The sequence below is a fragment of the Pseudomonas graminis genome, from assembly GCF_900111735.1.
Classification (GTDB): domain Bacteria; phylum Pseudomonadota; class Gammaproteobacteria; order Pseudomonadales; family Pseudomonadaceae; genus Aquipseudomonas; species Aquipseudomonas graminis.
This window is the reverse complement of the sequence record NZ_FOHW01000044.1, coordinates 1-17,671: the sequence shown is the minus strand read 5'-3', so window position 1 is coordinate 17,671 and position 17,671 is coordinate 1. Positions and strand designations below refer to the sequence as shown.

16 protein-coding genes are annotated in these 17,671 nt (G+C 61.1%); 4 read left to right on the top strand and 12 right to left on the bottom strand.

Features of this window, described 5'->3' with window-relative positions; translation table 11 throughout:
* Window positions 1-81 precede the first annotated feature (81 nt).
* From holA to leuS, 3 genes are all read right to left on the bottom strand, one after another.
* Window positions 82-1,119 (bottom strand): DNA polymerase III subunit delta, encoded by a 1,038-nt coding sequence (gene holA / locus BMY98_RS23145; protein WP_074892707.1) that lies wholly within the window; start codon window positions 1,117-1,119, stop codon window positions 82-84.
* A 42-nt stretch (window positions 1,120-1,161) separates the two neighbouring features.
* Window positions 1,162-1,767: an LPS-assembly lipoprotein LptE gene (locus BMY98_RS23140; protein WP_074892706.1), complete on the bottom strand. Its 606-nt coding sequence runs from the start codon at window positions 1,765-1,767 to the stop codon at window positions 1,162-1,164.
* 88 nt (window positions 1,768-1,855) lie between these two features.
* Complete coding sequence (gene leuS / locus BMY98_RS23135; RefSeq protein ID WP_074892705.1) at window positions 1,856-4,462, bottom strand: leucine--tRNA ligase; 2,607 nt, start codon at window positions 4,460-4,462, stop codon at window positions 1,856-1,858.
* Between the two features lie 300 nt (window positions 4,463-4,762).
* Here leuS and BMY98_RS23130 point away from each other — a divergent pair, with 300 nt between their 5' ends.
* From BMY98_RS23130 to BMY98_RS23120, 3 genes are all read left to right on the top strand, one after another.
* Entirely contained in the window at window positions 4,763-5,134 is a 372-nt protein-coding gene (locus BMY98_RS23130) for a hypothetical protein (RefSeq protein ID WP_074892704.1), read from the top strand.
* An 85-nt stretch (window positions 5,135-5,219) separates the two neighbouring features.
* On the top strand, window positions 5,220-5,981 hold the full coding sequence (locus BMY98_RS23125) for a YdcF family protein (RefSeq protein WP_074892703.1): 762 nt from the start codon (window positions 5,220-5,222) through the stop codon (window positions 5,979-5,981).
* A gap of 816 nt (window positions 5,982-6,797) precedes the next feature.
* Entirely contained in the window at window positions 6,798-7,274 is a 477-nt protein-coding gene (locus BMY98_RS23120; protein ID WP_074892702.1) for an REP-associated tyrosine transposase, read from the top strand.
* Window positions 7,275-7,700: 426 nt separating this feature from the next.
* Here BMY98_RS23120 and lnt read toward each other — a convergent pair whose 3' ends face one another.
* From lnt to miaB, 5 genes are all read right to left on the bottom strand, one after another.
* Complete coding sequence (lnt, locus tag BMY98_RS23115; RefSeq protein ID WP_074892701.1) at window positions 7,701-9,221, bottom strand: apolipoprotein N-acyltransferase; 1,521 nt, start codon at window positions 9,219-9,221, stop codon at window positions 7,701-7,703.
* 27 nt (window positions 9,222-9,248) lie between these two features.
* On the bottom strand, window positions 9,249-10,091 hold the full coding sequence (locus tag BMY98_RS23110) for a CorC family transporter (RefSeq protein ID WP_065988361.1): 843 nt from the start codon (window positions 10,089-10,091) through the stop codon (window positions 9,249-9,251).
* A gap of 5 nt (window positions 10,092-10,096) precedes the next feature.
* On the bottom strand, window positions 10,097-10,627 hold the full coding sequence (ybeY, locus tag BMY98_RS23105) for an rRNA maturation RNase YbeY (RefSeq protein WP_074892700.1): 531 nt from the start codon (window positions 10,625-10,627) through the stop codon (window positions 10,097-10,099).
* Window positions 10,620-11,636: a PhoH family protein gene (locus tag BMY98_RS23100; RefSeq protein ID WP_074892699.1), complete on the bottom strand. Its 1,017-nt coding sequence runs from the start codon at window positions 11,634-11,636 to the stop codon at window positions 10,620-10,622. The genes ybeY and BMY98_RS23100 overlap by 8 nt, the downstream gene beginning before the upstream one ends.
* 263 nt (window positions 11,637-11,899) lie before the next feature.
* A complete protein-coding gene (gene miaB, locus BMY98_RS23095) occupies window positions 11,900-13,228 on the bottom strand; it encodes a tRNA (N6-isopentenyl adenosine(37)-C2)-methylthiotransferase MiaB (protein WP_175514207.1) in 1,329 nt (442 codons plus the stop codon).
* Between the two features lie 131 nt (window positions 13,229-13,359).
* Here miaB and BMY98_RS23090 point away from each other — a divergent pair, with 131 nt between their 5' ends.
* Window positions 13,360-13,686, top strand: a complete 327-nt coding sequence (locus tag BMY98_RS23090) for a DUF1820 family protein (protein ID WP_065988358.1) — start codon at window positions 13,360-13,362, stop codon at window positions 13,684-13,686.
* A gap of 6 nt (window positions 13,687-13,692) precedes the next feature.
* Here the strand turns inward: BMY98_RS23090 and BMY98_RS23085 are convergent, their stop codons facing one another.
* The 4 genes from BMY98_RS23085 to BMY98_RS23070 all read right to left on the bottom strand — a co-directional run bounded on the left by BMY98_RS23085 (window position 13,693) and on the right by BMY98_RS23070 (window position 17,449).
* Entirely contained in the window at window positions 13,693-14,259 is a 567-nt protein-coding gene (locus tag BMY98_RS23085; RefSeq protein ID WP_074892697.1) for a tetratricopeptide repeat protein, read from the bottom strand.
* Between the two features lie 401 nt (window positions 14,260-14,660).
* Window positions 14,661-15,944 carry a glutamate-1-semialdehyde 2,1-aminomutase gene (gene hemL / locus BMY98_RS23080; RefSeq protein ID WP_074892696.1) on the bottom strand — a complete coding sequence of 428 codons (1,284 nt, stop codon included), beginning with the start codon at window positions 15,942-15,944 and terminating at the stop codon, window positions 14,661-14,663.
* A gap of 57 nt (window positions 15,945-16,001) precedes the next feature.
* A complete protein-coding gene (gene thiE / locus BMY98_RS23075; protein ID WP_074892695.1) occupies window positions 16,002-16,628 on the bottom strand; it encodes a thiamine phosphate synthase in 627 nt (208 codons plus the stop codon).
* Window positions 16,629-16,651: 23 nt separating this feature from the next.
* Window positions 16,652-17,449 (bottom strand): hydroxymethylpyrimidine/phosphomethylpyrimidine kinase, encoded by a 798-nt coding sequence (locus BMY98_RS23070; RefSeq protein WP_074892694.1) that lies wholly within the window; start codon window positions 17,447-17,449, stop codon window positions 16,652-16,654.
* Window positions 17,450-17,671: the final 222 nt, after the last annotated feature.

Genomic DNA, 17,671 nt, shown 5'->3' with positions numbered 1-17,671 from the left:
GTGGTGGGGTGCAGCAGCGGGGAATATTCTGCCAGTTCGGCGCCGCTGTCCAATTAACCTGAGCTATCGAAACGTTACAGATTATTCCGCCGGCAATGCCAGCCGTTGTCCCGCCATCAGCAGCGTCAGGCGACTCAGGCTGCTCCAGACCGAGCCTTGGGCCTGGCCTTTGATCTGCGCGTCGATGTGTTGCGCGTCCATCAACAGCTGGCCCCAGCGTCGCGCGGAGTGGCGTTGCAGGGCTTTGCTCATCAGCGGTTTGCGCTTGTCCCAGATGGGCGGGCGAGCCTGGCTGAAGGCTTTGTCCAGCGGGATGCCCTGACTGAACTGCAACGCCAGATTGGCCAGCACACGCAGTTCGCGGGACAGCGCCCAGAGAATGACCGGAGGCTCAACGCCTTCGCCGCGCAGGCCTTCCAGCATTCGCAGCGCGTGGGCCGCTTCGCCATTGAGGATGGCGTCAGTCAGACCGAAAACATCGAAGCGCGCGCTGTCGGCCACCGCCGCCTGCACGGTCTCGACGGTGATCTGGCCTTCTTCGGCCATCAGCTTGAGCTTTTCGATTTCCTGCGCAGCGGCCAGCAAGTTGCCTTCCACCCGCGCGGCAATCAGCTCGATGGCATCTGGCGTTGCCGCCAGGCCAGCCTGCGACAGCCGCTGACGAATCCATTGCGGCAGCTGGCTGGCGTCCACCGGCCAGATCTGCACGAACTGGGTCTGCGGGCCCTCGACCAGCGCCTTGCCCCATTTGGTCTTCTGTGCCGAGCCGTCGAGCTTGGGCAGGCTGATCAACAGCAGCGTGTCTTCAGCAGGACGGCCGCAGTATTCCAGCAGCGCGGCGGCGCCTTTGTCGCCGGGTTTGCCGGACGGCAGGCGCAACTCCAGCAGCCTGCGCTCGGCAAACAGCGACATGCTCGCGCCCGCCATAAGCAGGGTGCCCCAGTCGAAGCTCGAATCGGCGCTGAACACCTGGCGTTCGTCATAGCCTTGCTGGCGCGCAGCCGCGCGGATGGCGTCGCACGCCTCCTGACACTGCAGCGGGTCATCGCCGCTGACGATGTAGACGGGCACAAGGGTGCCTTGCAGGTGTTTGGAAAGCTGGGCGGGGGCGAGTTTCATGGGTCAGAAAAGATCAGGGCCGGCGAACCGGCCCCGATGCCGTCACTTGGACGGGATTTCGATAGGCGACTGCTGTGGCGTCTCGTCGCGAATGCGCTGAGCCGCGGCTTCGGCATCCGCCTGGGCGCGGGCGGCGGCGTCGGCTTTGGCCTGCATCTCGTCAAGGCGCTGAGGTGTCAGCTGCTGCAGACGTGCCAGCACTTTCTGCACGAGGTCAGTGCGCATTTCCTTGCGGATCTGATCGGCTTCCTGGTCAGAACCGATCAGGTTGTTGCCGTCATGGACGAAGATCTTCTGCGACTGAACGGAGTCGTCGAGCAGCAGAACGTCTTTACTGCCGTGGATTTCGTACTTGAGCACGGTGGTCAGCTCGTATTCGGCGGAGCGGCCGGAACCTGCGTAGCTGGCGGTGCGTTGAGTCTCGTCTTCACGGGCGATGAACAGCTTGTACTGCGCACCGGTGTAGACGTGCACGCCGCTGTTGGTCAGGGTCTGACGCAGCTGGGTGACAACGTCGCCGTAGGCGTCGCGCGCGCTCACGTCCAGTTCCTTGATCGACAGGGCATTGGTGCCAGTGCCGCGCAGCTGGAAACCGCAGGCGCTCAGCAGAACCGCGAGTCCCATTACCAGCAGATTGCGTTTGATCATCTTGTTGCTCCCTTGAATCCGTTAGAACCCGGCATCCCGGGTTCTTGAAATTGATGCGGCGCCTGCCTGCAGGCGCCCGATGATTGCGTTAGCTGGCGACGATATTAACCAGTTTGCCCGGCACTACGATGACCTTGCGGATCGTCAGACCGTCGATGAAACGCAGGACGTTTTCGTTGATCCGTGCAGCTGCCTCGACTTCCTCGCGGGTGGCGCTGGCGGGCATCTCGATGTGACCACGCAGTTTGCCGTTGACCTGAATCACCAGCTGCAACGTGTCCTGCACCAGTGCCGAGTCATCGACCACAGGCCAGCCGGCGTCGATGATCGGGCCGGAGTGGCCGAGTGCAGCCCACAGTTCGTGGCTGATGTGCGGGGTGATCGGGGCCAGCAGCAGCGCGACCGTCTCCAGACCTTCCTGCAACAGCGCGCGGTCCTGGGCCGAAACCTGCGGTGCTTTTTCCAGCACGTTCATCAGCGTCATCACTTGTGCGATGGCGGTGTTGAATTTGTGATGCTGCCCGACGTCCTGACCGGCCTGCTTGATAGCCAGGTGGATCGAGCGGCGAATGGCCTTCTGGTCGTCGTTCAGCGCGGTTTTGTCCAGAGCGCTTGCAGCGCCCGCCGTCACGTGGGCCTGAGCCAGGCGCCAGACGCGCTTGAGGAAGCGGTGCGAGCCTTCGACGCCGGAGTCAGACCATTCCAGGCTCATGTCAGGCGGCGAGGCGAACATCATGAACAGGCGGCAGGTGTCTGCGCCGTACTGGTCGATCATCGACTGAGGGTCGACGCCGTTGTTCTTCGATTTCGCCATCTTTTCGATGCCGCCGATTTCAACCGGCTGGCCATCGGCAATCAGTTTGGCGCCGATGATCTTGGCTTTGCTGTCCCGCTCGAACTCGACGTCCGCCGGGTTGAACCAGGTTTTGCTGCCGTTGGCTTCCAGACGATAGAACGTCTCGGCCACGACCATGCCTTGGGTCAACAGGTTCTTGAACGGCTCGTTGGAGCTCACCAGGCCTTCGTCGCGCATCAGCTTGTGGAAGAAGCGCGCGTACAGCAGGTGCAGGATCGCGTGTTCGATACCGCCGATGTACTGATCAACCGGCAGCCAGTGATTCGCGGCTTTCGGGTCGACCATGCCGCCTTCGTAGTGAGGCGAGGCATAGCGGGCGAAATACCACGAGGACTCGACGAAGGTGTCCATGGTGTCGGTTTCGCGCTTGGCCGGTGCGCCGCAGGTCGGGCAGCTGCATTCGTAGAACTCGGGCATGCGCGCCAGCGGTGAGCCCGCGCCGTCCGGTACCACGTCTTCAGGCAGCTTGACCGGCAGTTGATCTTCCGGGACAGGCACGTCGCCGCACGTGTCGCAGTGGATGATCGGGATCGGGCAGCCCCAGTAGCGCTGGCGGCTGATGCCCCAGTCGCGCAGACGGAACTGGGTGCGTGAGTTGCCCAGTTCTTTCTTGAGCAGCGCGGCTTCCATCGCATCGAAAGCACCCGCGAAATCCAGCCCGTCGAACTCGCCGGAGTTGATCAGTTGGCCGTGCTCGCCGTACGCGTCCTGCCAGGGCGCAGGGGTTTCATCGCCCGCGCTGGTGCGTACAACGGCTTTGATCGGCAGGCTGTACTTGGTGGCGAACTCGAAATCACGTTCGTCGTGTGCAGGAACGGCCATGACCGCGCCGTCGCCGTAATGCATCAGCACGTAGTTGGCGACCCACACCGGCAGCTTCTCGCCGGTCAGCGGGTGCTCGACGAACAGCGAGGTCGGCAGGCCTTTCTTTTCCTGGGTGGCCACGTCGGCTTCGGCCACGCTGCCGCTTTTGCATTCGTTGATGAACGCTTGCAGTTCGGGATTGTTCTGCGCAGCCAGGGTTGCCAGCGGGTGCTCGGCGGCAACGGCGACGTAGGTCGCGCCCATCAGCGTGTCGGGGCGAGTGGTAAAGACTTTCAGGGTGCCGGCTTCGCCGATGGACGCCTGGTCGTACGGGAACTGCACTTCCATGCCACGGGATTTGCCGATCCAGTTGCGCTGCATGGTCTTGACCTGTTCAGGCCAGCCCGGCAACTCGTCGAGGCTCTCCAGCAGCTCATCCGCGTAGGCGGTGATCTTGAAGTAGTACATCGGAATTTCGCGCTTTTCGATCACCGCGCCCGAACGCCAGCCGCGCCCGTCGATGACTTGCTCGTTGGCCAGAACGGTCTGGTCGACCGGGTCCCAGTTCACGGTGCCGTTCTTGCGGTAGATCACGCCTTTTTCGAACAGGCGAGTGAACAGCCATTGTTCCCAGCGGTAGTAATCGGGTTTGCAGGTGGTGATTTCGCGGGACCAGTCGATCGCCAGACCCAGGCTCTTGAGCTGGTTCTTCATGTAGGCGATGTTTTCGTAGGTCCACTTGGCGGGGGCGACGTTGTTCTTCATCGCGGCGTTTTCCGCCGGCATGCCGAACGCGTCCCAGCCCATTGGCTGCAGCACGTTTTTGCCTTGCATGCGCTGATAGCGGGCGATCACGTCGCCGATGGTGTAGTTGCGCACGTGACCCATGTGTAGCTTGCCGCTGGGGTAAGGGAACATCGACAGGCAGTAGAAGGTGTCCTTGCCTGGCTGTTCACTGACTTCAAAAGACTTTTGCTCGTCCCAGAAGGTCTGGGCGGCGGCTTCGATTTCGCGGGGCTGGTAGAGTTCGTGCATGGCTACTTTTGGCTGAAATGAGTGACCCTTGACCGCTTCTCGGCGTGACCGGATCAGGAGGCCTTCGCATGCCAGACGAGGCCGTCTGCATTGCGATGCATCCATGCCCGGTTGGGCGGAAGTGGATTTACAGGAAGCGCCGTAGCATACATGAGGCTACCAAGCCGAGGGAAACCCTGATTGCGTGCTCAAGACTCGGCATCTGCGGCATCCGCCGTTGGTCGCGGCATCGCGCCGGTTTTTGCAGTGGCGCTAAGCTCACTGACGGGGGTAAGTGTTTATCTTCAGTGAGGTGAGCGGATGGCAGAGCTGCAGCATGAAGTAGAGCAACCTGATGTGTATGACCGTCTGATCGATCGTCTGGGCCTGGCTCTGGACACAGCAAAAACAGCGGTGCGACTTCGAAACGAGTCACCTGCCGAGCTTGAACTGCGTGGTTTGAGTCACGCCGAGTTTCAGTTGATCGAGGCCTATCTGGGTAGAACCGAAGTCGTTTTCAAAGAAGATTCTCCGATCGTCACGAGGGGACGTTCCAGCACCTCACGGGAGCCTTCCGAGTCGATGCGAGCGCCGCATCCCCAAGCCAATGTCATCTGGCTCAAGGATCAGCGCCGAGCCAAGGTGTCGGCAAAGTTGAGTCGCTACAGTTCCACCAAACATTTCAAGCGTTAACTTCTGCGGGGGCTGACCCCGGCCAATCGAGCATTGCTGCTTAGCGTCATTGCTTCTAGGCTTCGGGCATCTTTGGAGATGCCCGATGCCCTTTCGTTATTTCATCAAAAACCTGCTGCTGCCTCCGGGCCTTTTCCTGTTGTTACTCGTGCTGGCCTGGTGGTTGAGAAATCGCCGGCCGGTGTTGGCGCGGGTGCTGTTTGTGATCGGCGTTGGCGGCATGACGGCGATGAGTCTGCCGATCGTGGTGGAGTGGTCGGCGAGGGGCATCGAAAGTATCCCGCCGCTGCCGCAAAGCGAGTGGGCGACGTTGGCCCAGCGTGCCGATGCCATCGTAATTCTCGGTTCCGGCCGCGAACGCAATGACCCGAGCTGGGGCACTGATATTCCCACGGGCGTTGCGCTGGAGCGCATGAGGTATGCCGCGCGTTTGTCGAAAGCGTCGGGTCTGCCGATCCTCACAACGGGCGGGCTGCATTACGGCGAGCCACCCAGCGAGGCGGCGATCATGGCTGACTCCCTGCGCGCCGATTTTGGTGTGAATGTCCGTTGGCAGGAAGGTGAAAGCCGCACGACCTGGGAGAACGCCAACATGACAGCCGCGATCTTGTTGCCCCAGGGCATCAAGCGCGTGGTTGTGGTGACCCAGGCCTGGCACATGCCGCGTTCGGTCTGGAGTTTTGAGAAGGCCGGGTTCAGCGTTGTTCCGGCGCCAGTGGGATTCCTGAGCGTAGACAACGCCCGCCCGTTCGGTGGCTGGACGCCGGAGGCGAGGGCAGTGTGGCAGAACGGGCAATTGATCAATGAAGCGGCGGGGCTGGTGGGGTATCGGTTGTTTTATCGATGACCTGAGCAGCAGGCTTCGGGACCCGCTGTCAACGCGCGTACCCCCTGACACCGCGCGCGCTGTTAGTGGGACCGGCTTTAGCCGGGAAGGCGTCAGGTGTCACACCGCAAATCTGATGGTGTTCATGATGGCCTCTTCCCGGCTGAAGCCGGTCCCACTAATAGACCGCATGCGTTCAGTCAGGCTGGAGCAACTCAATTGTGAGACTGCATGCATCCAGTCAGACCGGTGCTGCCCAATTGTAGGGTCGTATGCAGCAAGTGGGACTGGCTGCGGTTTTATAGTGGGACCGGCTTCAGCCGGGAAAGCGTCGGGTGTCACACCGCATATCTGATGGTGTTCAAAAGGGCCTCTTCCCGGCTGAAGCCGGTCCCACTAATGGTCCGCGTGCATTCAGTCGGGCGGGTGCTGCTCAATGGTGGGACCTGACTAAGTCAGCGCGATCTGCTGCGGTTTAAATTGTGGGACCGGCTTTAGCCGGGAAAGCGTCAGGTGTCACACCGCAAATGTGATGGTGTTCATGATGGCCTCTTCCCGGCTGAAGCCGGTCCCACTAATGGTCCGCGTGCATTCAGTCAGGCGGGTGCTGCTCAATGGTGGGACCTGACTAAGTCAGCGGGACTGGCTGCGATTTAATTGTGGGACCGGCTTTAGCCGGGAAGGCGTCGTGTGTCACACCGCAAATCTGATGGTCCCCAAACTAGCCTCTTCCCTAGGACGTCCTCATTTACCAGAAATCTCTCGATACCCAGTCGCTATAGGTAAAGCGGTTCACTGCTTTTACTGTTCGCGTTCACAGCGAGGGAGAGCGGCGAAATGCATGGAAGCAAACATGAACGGTCTTTGCGTATCGGTCGATATTCCCAACAGGGAAACGTCTATCTCGTTACCTCTGTAGTAAAGGATCGCAGCCCTCTATTCAGTGATGTTCAGACCGGTCGCCTGGTGGTTAAGGAGATGAAACGTCTGCACGACTCAGGCGTCGCGCACTCATTGGCCTGGGTGGTCATGCCTGATCATCTGCATTGGCTTTTTGAACTCAAGTCAGGATCGCTACCTGCGCTCATGCAAACTCTGAAGGGCAGAACCTCATTCGCAGTGAACAAGGCACATGGTGCAAAGAAAATGACATGGCAGAAGGGTTATCACGATCATGGGGTCAGGTCCGATGAGGACCTCGTTGAAATGGCTCGCTATGTCATCAACAACCCAATCCGGGCAGGGTTAGTGATGCGCCCGGGAGACTATCCACTGTGGGACTGCGAATGGATGCTTGAGTGGGACTGCCTTTAGCTGTCCCACTGACACACCGAGTGCTCTTAGTGGGACCGGCTTTAGCCGGGAAGGCGTCAGGTGTCACACCGCATATTTGATGGTGTTGATGCGGGCCTCTTCCCGGCTGAAGCCGGTCCCACTAATAGTCCGCGTGCGTCAGTCAGGCTGGTGCAGCTCAATTGTGAGACTGCATGCATCCAGTCAGGCTGGAGCTGCCCAATTGAGGGGCCGAGCGCAGTCAGCGGGGTTGGATGCGGTTCAAAATGGTGGGACCGGCTTTAGCCGGGAAGGCGTCGAGTGTCACACCGCATATTTGATGGTGTTCATGCGGGCCTCTTTCCGGCTGAAGCCGGTCCCACTAGTGGTCGGCGTGCATTCAGTCAGGCTGGTGCAGGCCGACTGTGGGACCGAGCGCAGTCAGCGTAGCTGGCTGCGCTCGAGGTATCACAATGCTTTCGCCATCCTGCCCGCAAAGAACGCCCAGCCTATCAACAGCAGGGACAGCACGATCAACGGCCACGAGCGCCAGTGCAGGTACGGCGTGAGGTTTTGCATTGGGGTGACTTCGCCGTACATCACGGCGCGCTCGAACTGCGGCACGGTGGTGGTGATTTCGCCGAACGGGTCGATCAGCGCGCTGACGCCGTTGTTGGTGGCGCGGATCATCCAGCGCCCGGCTTCCAGTGCGCGCATCTGCGCCATCTGCAAGTGCTGCAGCGGGCCGATCGAGGTGCCGAACCATGTGTCATTGCTCACCGTCAGCAGCAAATCGCTTTGCGCGGAAAGCCCTGCGGCGAACTCCGGATACACCACTTCATAACAAATGAACGGCGCGATCTCATAACCCTTCGCCTGCAACAGCGATTGTCCTGACGGCCCGCGCGCGAAATCGGACATCGGCAGGTTGAAAAAGGAAATCAGCCCACGCAACAGATCCTGCAACGGCACGTACTCACCAAACGGCACCAGCTTCTGCTTCAGATAAGTGCCATCGCCTTCGCCCGTTACGGTGATGGCGTTGTAGTAACGGTATTCCCCGTGAGTGCCTTTCTCACGCAGCGGCACGCCGGTGATCAGGGCCGAATCGCGCTCGGCCGCAAACTTGCCCATCATCGACAGGTAGCCTTCGACCGACTCCTTGAGCACCGGCACCGCCGTTTCCGGCCAGATGATCAGGTCAGCTTTTTTCGAGGTGAACGTCATGTCGCGGTACAGCGCGAGTTGCGCGTTGAGCGCCGCCGGGTCCCACTTCATGCTCTGCTCGACGTTGCCCTGCATGGCCGCGACGGTCAGCGGCTTGCCGGAAGGCTCGGTCCAGGCGTGATGTTTCAGCGCCAGCCCGGCAACCCACGGCGCCATCAGCAACACAATGCCTGCCGCCAACCTTGGCGCGCGTGTGCGTAAACGAGGCAGGTTGCACAGCAACGCGGCACTCAGCGCGAGCACAAAAGAGATCAGCCACATGCCGCCCAGCGGAGCGAGCCCTTTGAGCGGCCCGTCGAGTTGGCTGTAGCCGGAATAGAGCCAGGGGAAACCGGTGAGGAACCAGCCGCGAAACATCTCCTGGCCAAACCACAAAGCGGCAAAGGCCAGTGAATCGGCCAGCGGCGCTTCGTTACGGCGGATCCAGCGGGCCCAGATCCACGCCGGCAGGGCGAAGAAAAACGCCACCGCCGCGCAGAACAACACCATCAGGAAAGCCGCCAGCCAGACCGGCGCCTCGCCATAGGTGTGGATGCTGACGTAAATCCAGCTGGTACCGCCGCCAAATAGGCCAAACCCGTATGACCACCCGCGCCAGAGGGCTTGGCGCGGTGTGAGGTCGCGCAGACCGAGATAGAAAACCACCAGCGCGAGGATCGCCAGCGGCCAGATATCGAACGGTGCCAGGGCCAGGGTAATCAACGCGCCGGCCACCATGGCCAGCAGGTTACCGGGCCAGCCGGGGCGGGTGATCCAGCGCATTTACATTCCTTAAAACGGGTAGGGCGTTTACGTGCGGTTGATCGGGCTCAGGCGCAGCAAGTGAATACGACGGCTGTCGGCATTCAGGATGCGGAAACGGTACGCGCCGATTTCGGTGATTTCATTACGCTTGGGCAGATGCCCGAACGCGTTCATCACCAGACCGCCGACGGTGTCGAATTCGTCATCGGAGAACCCGCTGTCGAAGAACTCGTTGAAGCTCTCGATCGGGGTCAGCGCCTTGACCAGAAAGTCGCCACTGGGCAGCGGCTTGATGTAGCTGTCTTCCTCGACATCGTGCTCATCTTCGATGTCGCCGACGATTTGCTCGAGCACGTCTTCGATGGTCACCAGCCCCGCCACGCCGCCGTATTCGTCAATGACGATGGCCATGTGATTGTGGTTGGCGCGGAATTCCCGCAACAGCACGTTCAGGCGTTTGGATTCAGGGACGAAGGTCGCCGGACGCAGCAGGCTTTTCACGTCGCCGCTGCCACCGTCTTCCTTGAGAATAAGCGGCAGCAGGTCCTTCGCGAGCAATACGCCCAGCACGTCATCGTGGCTTTCGCCGATGACCGGGTAGCGCGAGTGCGCCGAGTCGATAACGGCCGGCAGAAATTCGCGTGGGGTCTGGCTGGCCTTGATGCTGATCATCTGCGAACGCGGCACCATGATGTCGCGCACCTGCAGGTCGGCGACCTGAATGGCGCCTTCTACGATGGCCAGCGCTTCACTGTCCAGCAGCTTGTTCTGATGGGCTTCGCGCAGCAGCTCCAGCAGCTCCTGGCGGTTTTTCGGCTCATGGGCAAATGCCTGGGTCAGTTTGCCCAACCATGACTTTTGCCCGTTGCTCGATCGGTCTTCGCTCATAGCCCTTACTCGTGATCCTTGGCTGATGTTTCTGAATGGGGTGTGTCGGAATTGGCCGCTTCTGGATGGAGAGCGTCGACAGATTCGTCGTCTGCGTAAGGATCCGGATAGCCAAGCTCTGCAAGCAACTCCCGTTCCAGCGCTTCCATCTCTTCGGCTTCGTCGTCATCGATGTGATCGTAGCCCAACAAATGCAGACAGCCGTGAATGACCAGATGCGCCCAATGGGCATCCAGTGACTTGCCCTGTTCAGCGGCTTCACGGGTGACCACAGGCACGCAGATGACCAGATCGCCCAGCAGCGGAATATCCAGCATCTCGTCGGGGACGTCGGCAGGAAACGACAGCACGTTGGTGGCGTAATCCTTGTGCCTCCACGTGTTGTTCAGCTCTCGGCCTTCGGCTTCGTCGACGAGGCGAATGGTCAGTTCCGAGTCGGCCGAACGCTGGCGCAGGCCCATTTCACACCAGAGGCGGAATTGGGCTTCGCTCGGGGCGCTGGCCTGACTCGCGAGTTGCAGATCCAGCTCAAGCATCGCGGTGATTGTCCCGTGAACCCTGGGGGGCGGCCGGAGTGTCGCTGCGTTCCTCGTAGCGTTCGTACGCTTCGACGATGCGCTGCACCAGCGGATGGCGCACGACGTCCTTGGGCTTGAAGTGGGTGAAGCTGATGCCCGGCACGTCCTTGAGCACGTCGATGACGTGGTTCAGACCGGATTTCGTGCCCTTGGGCAAGTCGATCTGGGTGACGTCACCGGTGATCACGGCCGTGGAGCCGAAGCCGATACGGGTCAGGAACATTTTCATCTGCTCGACGGTAGTGTTCTGACTCTCGTCGAGAATGATGAAGCTGTTATTAAGGGTACGACCACGCATGTAGGCCAGCGGCGCGACTTCGATCACCTGCTTCTCGATCAGCTTGGCGACGTATTCGAAGCCGAGCATTTCGTACAGCGCGTCATACAGCGGGCGCAGGTACGGGTCGATTTTCTGGGACAGGTCGCCGGGCAGGAAGCCGAGCTTCTCGCCCGCTTCTACGGCAGGACGCACCAGCAGGATGCGGCGAATGGTCTCGCGCTCAAGCGCATCCACCGCAGCGGCCACCGCCAGATAGGTCTTGCCGGTACCGGCCGGACCGATGCCGAAGTTGATATCGTTGGCGAGGATTTCCTTTACGTACCGCTGCTGATTCAAGCCGCGCGGGCGAATCATGCCTTTCTTGGTACGCAGAGCGACGCCGACTTCGGCAGCAGGGTGGTTGTCCAGCTCTTCGACGCCGGATTCCTGCAGGAACAGATGGACCATGTCCGGTGACAGCTCGGTCGCTTTCGTTTCCCGATACAGCCGGCGCAGCAGGTTCTCTGCCGAGGTGGTTTGTTTGCGCTCGCCGATCATCTCGAACTGGCCTCCGCGATTGCGGATCTCGATGTCCAGGCGCTGTTCGATCAAGCGCAAATGCTCGTCGAATTGCCCGCACAGATTGGCGAAGCGGTGAGCCTCGATAGGTTCGAGGGTAAAGCGATGTGGTTCGATAGGTGCGTTCAAAGTGGTTTTGGGCCGCCCGACGGCAATGTGAAGTGACGTGAAGGATAACCCCTGCAGGCAGTGTCCGGAAGGGTTCGCTCACTAATGGATAAATGAGCTGCGCAGACGCCCGGCAGGACACGCTCTAACAGACAGCCCGCCGGGCCCGCCAAGCGAATCGCGCGCCGGTGCAGCCGACGTATGGCGGCTGTCCGGCCCCTGATTCAACGCCCGGGCCTGCACACAAAAAAACATGCGTGGCGACTACATTGGGGCGCTTTGGCTTATTGCAACAACGACCCGCGCAGCGAGTGGGGTTGGGCGCTGTCGATGTAGACGTCAGTGAACTGGCCGATCAGCCGGGGGTTGTCGCAGCGGAAATTGACGATCCGGTTGTTCTCGGTACGGCCCTGCAATTCGCCGGGGTCCTTCTTCGAATAGTCGGTGACCAGAATGCGCTGCACGGTGCCGGCCATCTTGCGGCTGATGTCCAGGCCCTGACGGTTGATCAGGTCCTGGAGCTGCTTGAGGCGTTCTTTCTTCACTTCATCGGACGTGTCGTCGGCCAGATCGGCCGCGGGTGTGCCGGGACGTGCGCTGTAAACGAAGGAGTAGGAGAAATCCATGCCCACGTCTTCCACCAGCTTCATGGTTTGCAGGTGATCCTTCTCGGTTTCGCCCGGGAAGCCGACGATGAAGTCGGAGCTGATGCAGATGTCCGGCACCGCCGCACGCAGCTTGCGCAGGCGTGACTTGTATTCGAGCACCGTGTGATTGCGTTTCATCGCCGCGAGAATCCGGTCGGAACCTGATTGCACGGGCAAATGCAGATGCTTTACCAGCTCCGGCACTTCGGCGTGAGCCTGAATGAGGCTGTCGGAGAATTCCAGCGGGTGCGAGGTGGTGTAGCGAATACGGTCGATGCCGTCGATGGCGGCAACCACGCGGATCAGTTCGGCCAGGTCAGCGAGGCGCCCGTCGTGGGTCGTGCCGCGATAGCCGTTGACGTTCTGGCCCAGCAGGGTCACTTCACGCACGCCGTTCTCGGCCAGATGAAGCACCTCGTTAATGACGTCGTCGAACGGCCGGCTGACTTCTTCCCCGCGGGTGTAAGGCACCACGCAGAACGTGCAGTACTTGCTGCAGCCTTCCATGACCGACACATAAGCGCTCGGCCCATCGACACGGGGCTCGGGCAAGTGGTCGAATTTTTCGATTTCGGGGAACGAGACGTCGACCTGTGGCAGGCGCGTGATGCGGGCCGCGTCGATCATTTCCGGCAGACGGTGCAGCGTCTGGGGGCCGAACACCACGTCGACGTAAGGCGCGCGGTCGCGGATGGCCGCGCCTTCCTGACTCGCCACGCAGCCACCGACGGCGATGACCATCTCAGGGTTTGCCAGCTTCAATTCGCGCCAGCGGCCAAGCTGGGAGTACACCCGGTCCTGCGCCCGCTCGCGGATCGAACAGGTGTTGAGCAGGATGACGTCAGCGTCTTCCGCCCGTGCCGTGACTTCCAGTGCTTGATGTTCGCCCAGCAGATCTACCATGCGCGAGCTGTCGTACTCGTTCATCTGGCAACCGTGGGTTTCGATGTAAAGCTTCTTGGCCATGCGGGGGTTCATCAGGTGATTCAAAGAACCGCGCATTATAGGGATGCGGGCCCCGGCTTCCTAGCGTCGTCTAACCAGCGGCATGCTATAGTTCGCGCCCTTTTCAAAACGCTGACCACTGCCTGCCTGTTATGACCAAACGCGAAGCTCCAATCTACAAGGTGATTTTTCTCAACCAGGGACAGGTGTTCGAGATGTACGCCAAACAGATCTATCAGAGTGATCTGTGGGGTTTCCTGGAAGTAGAAGAATTCGTCTTCGGCGAGCGCACCACCGTCGTGGTCGACCCCAGCGAAGAGAAGCTCAAGGCGCAGTTCGATGGTGTGGTGCGCAGCTTCGTGCCGATGCACTCCATTGTGCGAATCGATGAAGTCGAGCGGATGGGCACAGCGAAGATCACCGAAGCGCGTCACACCGGCAACGTCATGCCGTTTCCGATGCCGATGCCGGACAAGTAATCCAGGTCAGGGCTTGGCGCTGTCATCAGGGAAGGGCGCAAACGGTGTGCGTCCTTCGGCCGTTTGCAGCTCCGCCAGGTATTTGCGGAAGATCTGCCCGAGCACCTGTGTGGCCACTTCCAGATCTTCGCGCTTCATTTGCGCGGATACTTCGTCCGCCTGATCCAGCGCATCTTCCGAACCGTTGACCGCGGCCATCTTCAGCACGATATACGCCTGAATGTTATTGGCCTGCACCCCTTCGCCACGAAAGAACATCAAGCCCAGTTGGTACTGCGCCTGGGCGTGCCCCTGCAACGAAGCTTTTTCGAAGTAGTTGAGTGCCTGGGGCAAGTCACGTGGCGCACTTTTGCCCTCGTAATAGAACTCCCCCAACTCGTATTGCGCCTGCGCATCCCCATCCTGAGCCGCCTGCTGACAAGCGGACAACGCTGCTGGCAGGTTGTCTGGCTGGGTATTGAGGGTGCAACGACCCACCGCTGGGATCAACAACGAGTTGCCACCTGCATTAGCCAGCAGGGGATGAAGAAGCAACAGGCAGCCCAATGCAAGGGTGCGGCCGGTGCGATTCATGGAAGTCGACTTACCTCTGAAAAAGGTGCGGGCATGCCCGTCCAGCTAAACGTGCTGGCTGCGCATTATGAAATAAGCGAGGGCAACCTTACAAAGTCTTTACTGATTTTCTGCTGCGCGGGCCTTACAACGCTGAATTCAGGAGGTTTTGCCGCTGCATAATGACGCTTTCGGGCCATGGCTGCTCCTGAAAACGCTGGCTGATGCACGTTTGCTGCCGCTACGCGCCAGATCGCGGGACAAGCCACGCTCCTACAAACCTTCCATTGCCCAGCATACGGATGCAGCGCAGCAAACACTGTGGTGTAGGAGCGTGGCTTGTCCCGCGATCGGCTGCGCAGCAGTCGTAACACCAGACGGCGCCGAGGCCCGGGCGGAATCCCTTCCGCCCGGTCTGCCCGTTACTTCAGCTGGACGAACGCCTTTTCTGCGGCGTCCAGCGTCTGCTGCAACTCTGCCTCGCCGTGGGCGATAGAGGTGAAGCCGGCTTCGAACGCGCTTGGCGCCAGGTACACGCCGCCTTCCAGCATCAGGTGGAAGAATTGCTTGAAGCGATTGGCGTCGCTGGTCATCACATCCTGGAAGGTGACGATTTCTTTGGCGTCGCTGAAGTACAGGCCAAACATGCCGCCCGCCTGGGTGGTCACGAACGGGATGCCGGCAGCGTCGGCGCGCTGTTGCAGGCCTTCCAGCAGGCGCGTGGTGAACGCACTCAGTTCGTCGTGGAAACCCGGGCGGCTGATCAGGCGCAGGGTGGTCAGACCCGCCGCCATCGCCAGCGGGTTACCCGACAGCGTGCCAGCCTGATACACCGGACCCAGCGGCGCGATGTGCGACATGATCTCGCGCTTGCCGCCGAAACAGCCGACCGGCATGCCGCCGCCGATGATCTTGCCGAACGTGCTCAGGTCCGGCTTAACGCCGTAGTAAGCCTGCGCCCCGCCGAGGGCAACGCGGAAACCGGTCATTACTTCATCAAAAATCAGCACCACACCGTGCTCGTCGCAGGCTTCGCGCAGGCCTTGCAGGAAACCCGGCGCAGGCGGCACGCAGTTCATGTTGCCGGCTACAGGCTCGACGATGATGCACGCCACTTCCTGGCCGACGTCAGCCAGCATCGCCTTGACCGCGTCGATGTCGTTGAACGGCAGGGTCAGCGTGTGTTTGGCGAAGGCCGCCGGCACGCCGGGCGAACTCGGCACGCCCAGGGTCAGCGCGCCCGAACCGGCTTTCACCAGCAGGCTGTCGGAGTGGCCGTGGTAGCAGCCTTCGAATTTGATAATGCTGTCCCGGCCGGTAAAACCTCGGGCCAGGCGGATCGCACTCATGGTCGCTTCGGTGCCGGAGCTGACCATGCGCACCATCTCCATCGACGGCACGATCGAGCAGACCAGATCGGCCATCTCGGTTTCCATCGCGGTCGGTGCGCCGTAGGACAGGCCGTGTTCCAGCTGCTTGCGCACGGCATCCAGCACGTCCGGGTGGCTGTGGCCCAGAATCATCGGGCCCCACGAACCGACGTAATCGACGTAACGCTTGTCGTCTTCATCGGTGACGTAAGCGCCGACCGCGTGTTTGAAGAACAACGGCGTGCCACCGACGCTTTTGAACGCACGGACCGGCGAATTGACACCGCCGGGGATGTGTTTCTGGGCATTGGCGAAGAGGGTTTCAGAACGGGACATGATGAGGTCTCTGTTTGAATCGGGAATGAATGAGTGCGTAACCGGCCTGATTCAGAATCAGGCGGGCTTGAACAAATCGTTGAAGGCGCGGGCGCGGCGGGTGACTTCCTGGGTGGTTTCCGCGCCGAAGAGCCCGTGCACGACGGCCAGCAGATCGGCGCCATGGGCCACCAGCGGCGCGGCGTTTTCCAGGGTGATGCCGCCGATCACCGCAATCGGCAGCTTGATGCGTTTGCGCGCCTGGCTGAGCAGGTCGAGGCTGCAGGTCGGTGCGCCGGGTTTGGTCTGGGAATTGAAGAAGCGTCCGAAGGCGACATAAGAGGCGCCGTCGGTCTTGGCCTTGTCGGCCAGCTCCAGCTGCGCGTGGCAGGTCGCACCGACAATGGCTTTGTGACCGAGCAGGGCGCGGGCGTCCGGCAGCGAGCCGTCGGTTTGCCCCAGATGCACGCCAACGCCCAGGCGCGCGGCCACTTCGGCGTCGTCGTTGATGATCAGGCGGGTCTTGTAGCGCTCGCACAGTTTGAGCAGCGCCGAGGCCTCGCGCAGGCGGCGGGTCTCGTCGCCGGATTTGTCGCGGTATTGCAGCAGGGTCACGCCGCCATCGAGGGCGGCTTCGACGTAAGACAGGAATTTGCCGGCCAACAGCTGGCTGTCGGTCACGGCATACAAGCCACGTAATCTCATCAAGGTGCCTCTTTTTCGTGGCGTTACGAGCAGAAATCCAGCGGCAGGCGGCGCGGAACAAATTGTCCCCGGCCCAGCTGTTCGGCATCGCGCAGCGTGCGCCAAGTGTAGTCCAGCGCCATTTGCACAGCACCGATCAGGTCCTGACCTTGGGCCAGTCTGCCCGCCAGTGCGCTGGCCAGTGTGCAGCCGGAGCCGTGATAGCTGCCCGGCAGACGCTGACAGGTAAAGGTGCGTGACTGACCGCCGCGGATGTACAGGCGGTTGTGAACTTCGTGCTCATCGCCATGGCCGCCGGTGATCAGCAAGTGCTCACAGAACGGCAGCAGCTTCTCGGCGCACTCGTCGGCGGTGCCCTCAGGGAGCTCCGCCAGAATGCGCGCTTCCGGCAGGTTTGGCGTGGCGATGGTGGCCAGCGGGAGCAGACGCTCGCGCATCGCGTAACCCACTTCGTCCTTGCCCAGACGCCCGCCGCCACCGGCGCGCAATACCGGATCGCAGACCATCGGCAGATGCGGATGTGCCGCCAGCAGTTCGACGACGGTGTCGACCATCTCCAGCGAACCCAGCATGCCCAGCTTCACTGCTGCGACGGTGGAATCGTTGAGCACGGCATTGGCTTGCGCCAGCACCCACTCGCGATCCAGCACGCGAAAGTCAGTGACGTTCACGGTGTCCTGAATGGTCAGGGCGGTGACGGCGGGAGCCGCGTGGCAACCCTGGGCGAGCAGGGCTTCGATATCTGCCTGCAAGCCGGCGCCGCCACTGGGATCGTGGCCGGAGAGACAGAGGACAACAGGGCGGGAGCTATAGATATTCATGGTGCGCGAGCTTACCACTAAAGTTTTTGCCGGTCCCACTGAGTGCGCGCCCTGCATTTAGTAGGACCGGCTTCAGCCGGGAAGCGCCAGTGCAAACCCCATCATTTTTGCGGCAGGACGCATGCTGTTAGTGGGACCGGCTTCAGCCGGGAAGGGGCCAGTGCGTACGCCATCAATTTTGCGGTGAGACATCTGACGCCTTCCCGGCTAAAGCCGGTCCCA

Coding starts and splice junctions, on each gene's coding strand:
- thiE (WP_074892695.1), bottom strand. CDS start 16,628: ATGAGATTACGTGGCTTGTATGCCGTGACCGACAGCCAGCTGTTGGCC.
- lnt (WP_074892701.1), bottom strand. CDS start 9,221: ATGCGCTGGATCACCCGCCCCGGCTGGCCCGGTAACCTGCTGGCCATG.
- miaB (WP_175514207.1), bottom strand. CDS start 13,228: ATGGCCAAGAAGCTTTACATCGAAACCCACGGTTGCCAGATGAACGAG.
- leuS (WP_074892705.1), bottom strand. CDS start 4,462: ATGCACGAACTCTACCAGCCCCGCGAAATCGAAGCCGCCGCCCAGACC.
- holA (WP_074892707.1), bottom strand. CDS start 1,119: ATGAAACTCGCCCCCGCCCAGCTTTCCAAACACCTGCAAGGCACCCTT.
- BMY98_RS23120 (WP_074892702.1), top strand. CDS start 6,798: ATGCATGGAAGCAAACATGAACGGTCTTTGCGTATCGGTCGATATTCC.
- BMY98_RS23110 (WP_065988361.1), bottom strand. CDS start 10,091: ATGAGCGAAGACCGATCGAGCAACGGGCAAAAGTCATGGTTGGGCAAA.
- BMY98_RS23090 (WP_065988358.1), top strand. CDS start 13,360: ATGACCAAACGCGAAGCTCCAATCTACAAGGTGATTTTTCTCAACCAG.
- hemL (WP_074892696.1), bottom strand. CDS start 15,944: ATGTCCCGTTCTGAAACCCTCTTCGCCAATGCCCAGAAACACATCCCC.
- ybeY (WP_074892700.1), bottom strand. CDS start 10,627: ATGCTTGAGCTGGATCTGCAACTCGCGAGTCAGGCCAGCGCCCCGAGC.
- BMY98_RS23125 (WP_074892703.1), top strand. CDS start 5,220: ATGCCCTTTCGTTATTTCATCAAAAACCTGCTGCTGCCTCCGGGCCTT.
- BMY98_RS23085 (WP_074892697.1), bottom strand. CDS start 14,259: ATGAATCGCACCGGCCGCACCCTTGCATTGGGCTGCCTGTTGCTTCTT.
- BMY98_RS23140 (WP_074892706.1), bottom strand. CDS start 1,767: ATGATCAAACGCAATCTGCTGGTAATGGGACTCGCGGTTCTGCTGAGC.
- BMY98_RS23130 (WP_074892704.1), top strand. CDS start 4,763: ATGGCAGAGCTGCAGCATGAAGTAGAGCAACCTGATGTGTATGACCGT.
- BMY98_RS23070 (WP_074892694.1), bottom strand. CDS start 17,449: ATGAATATCTATAGCTCCCGCCCTGTTGTCCTCTGTCTCTCCGGCCAC.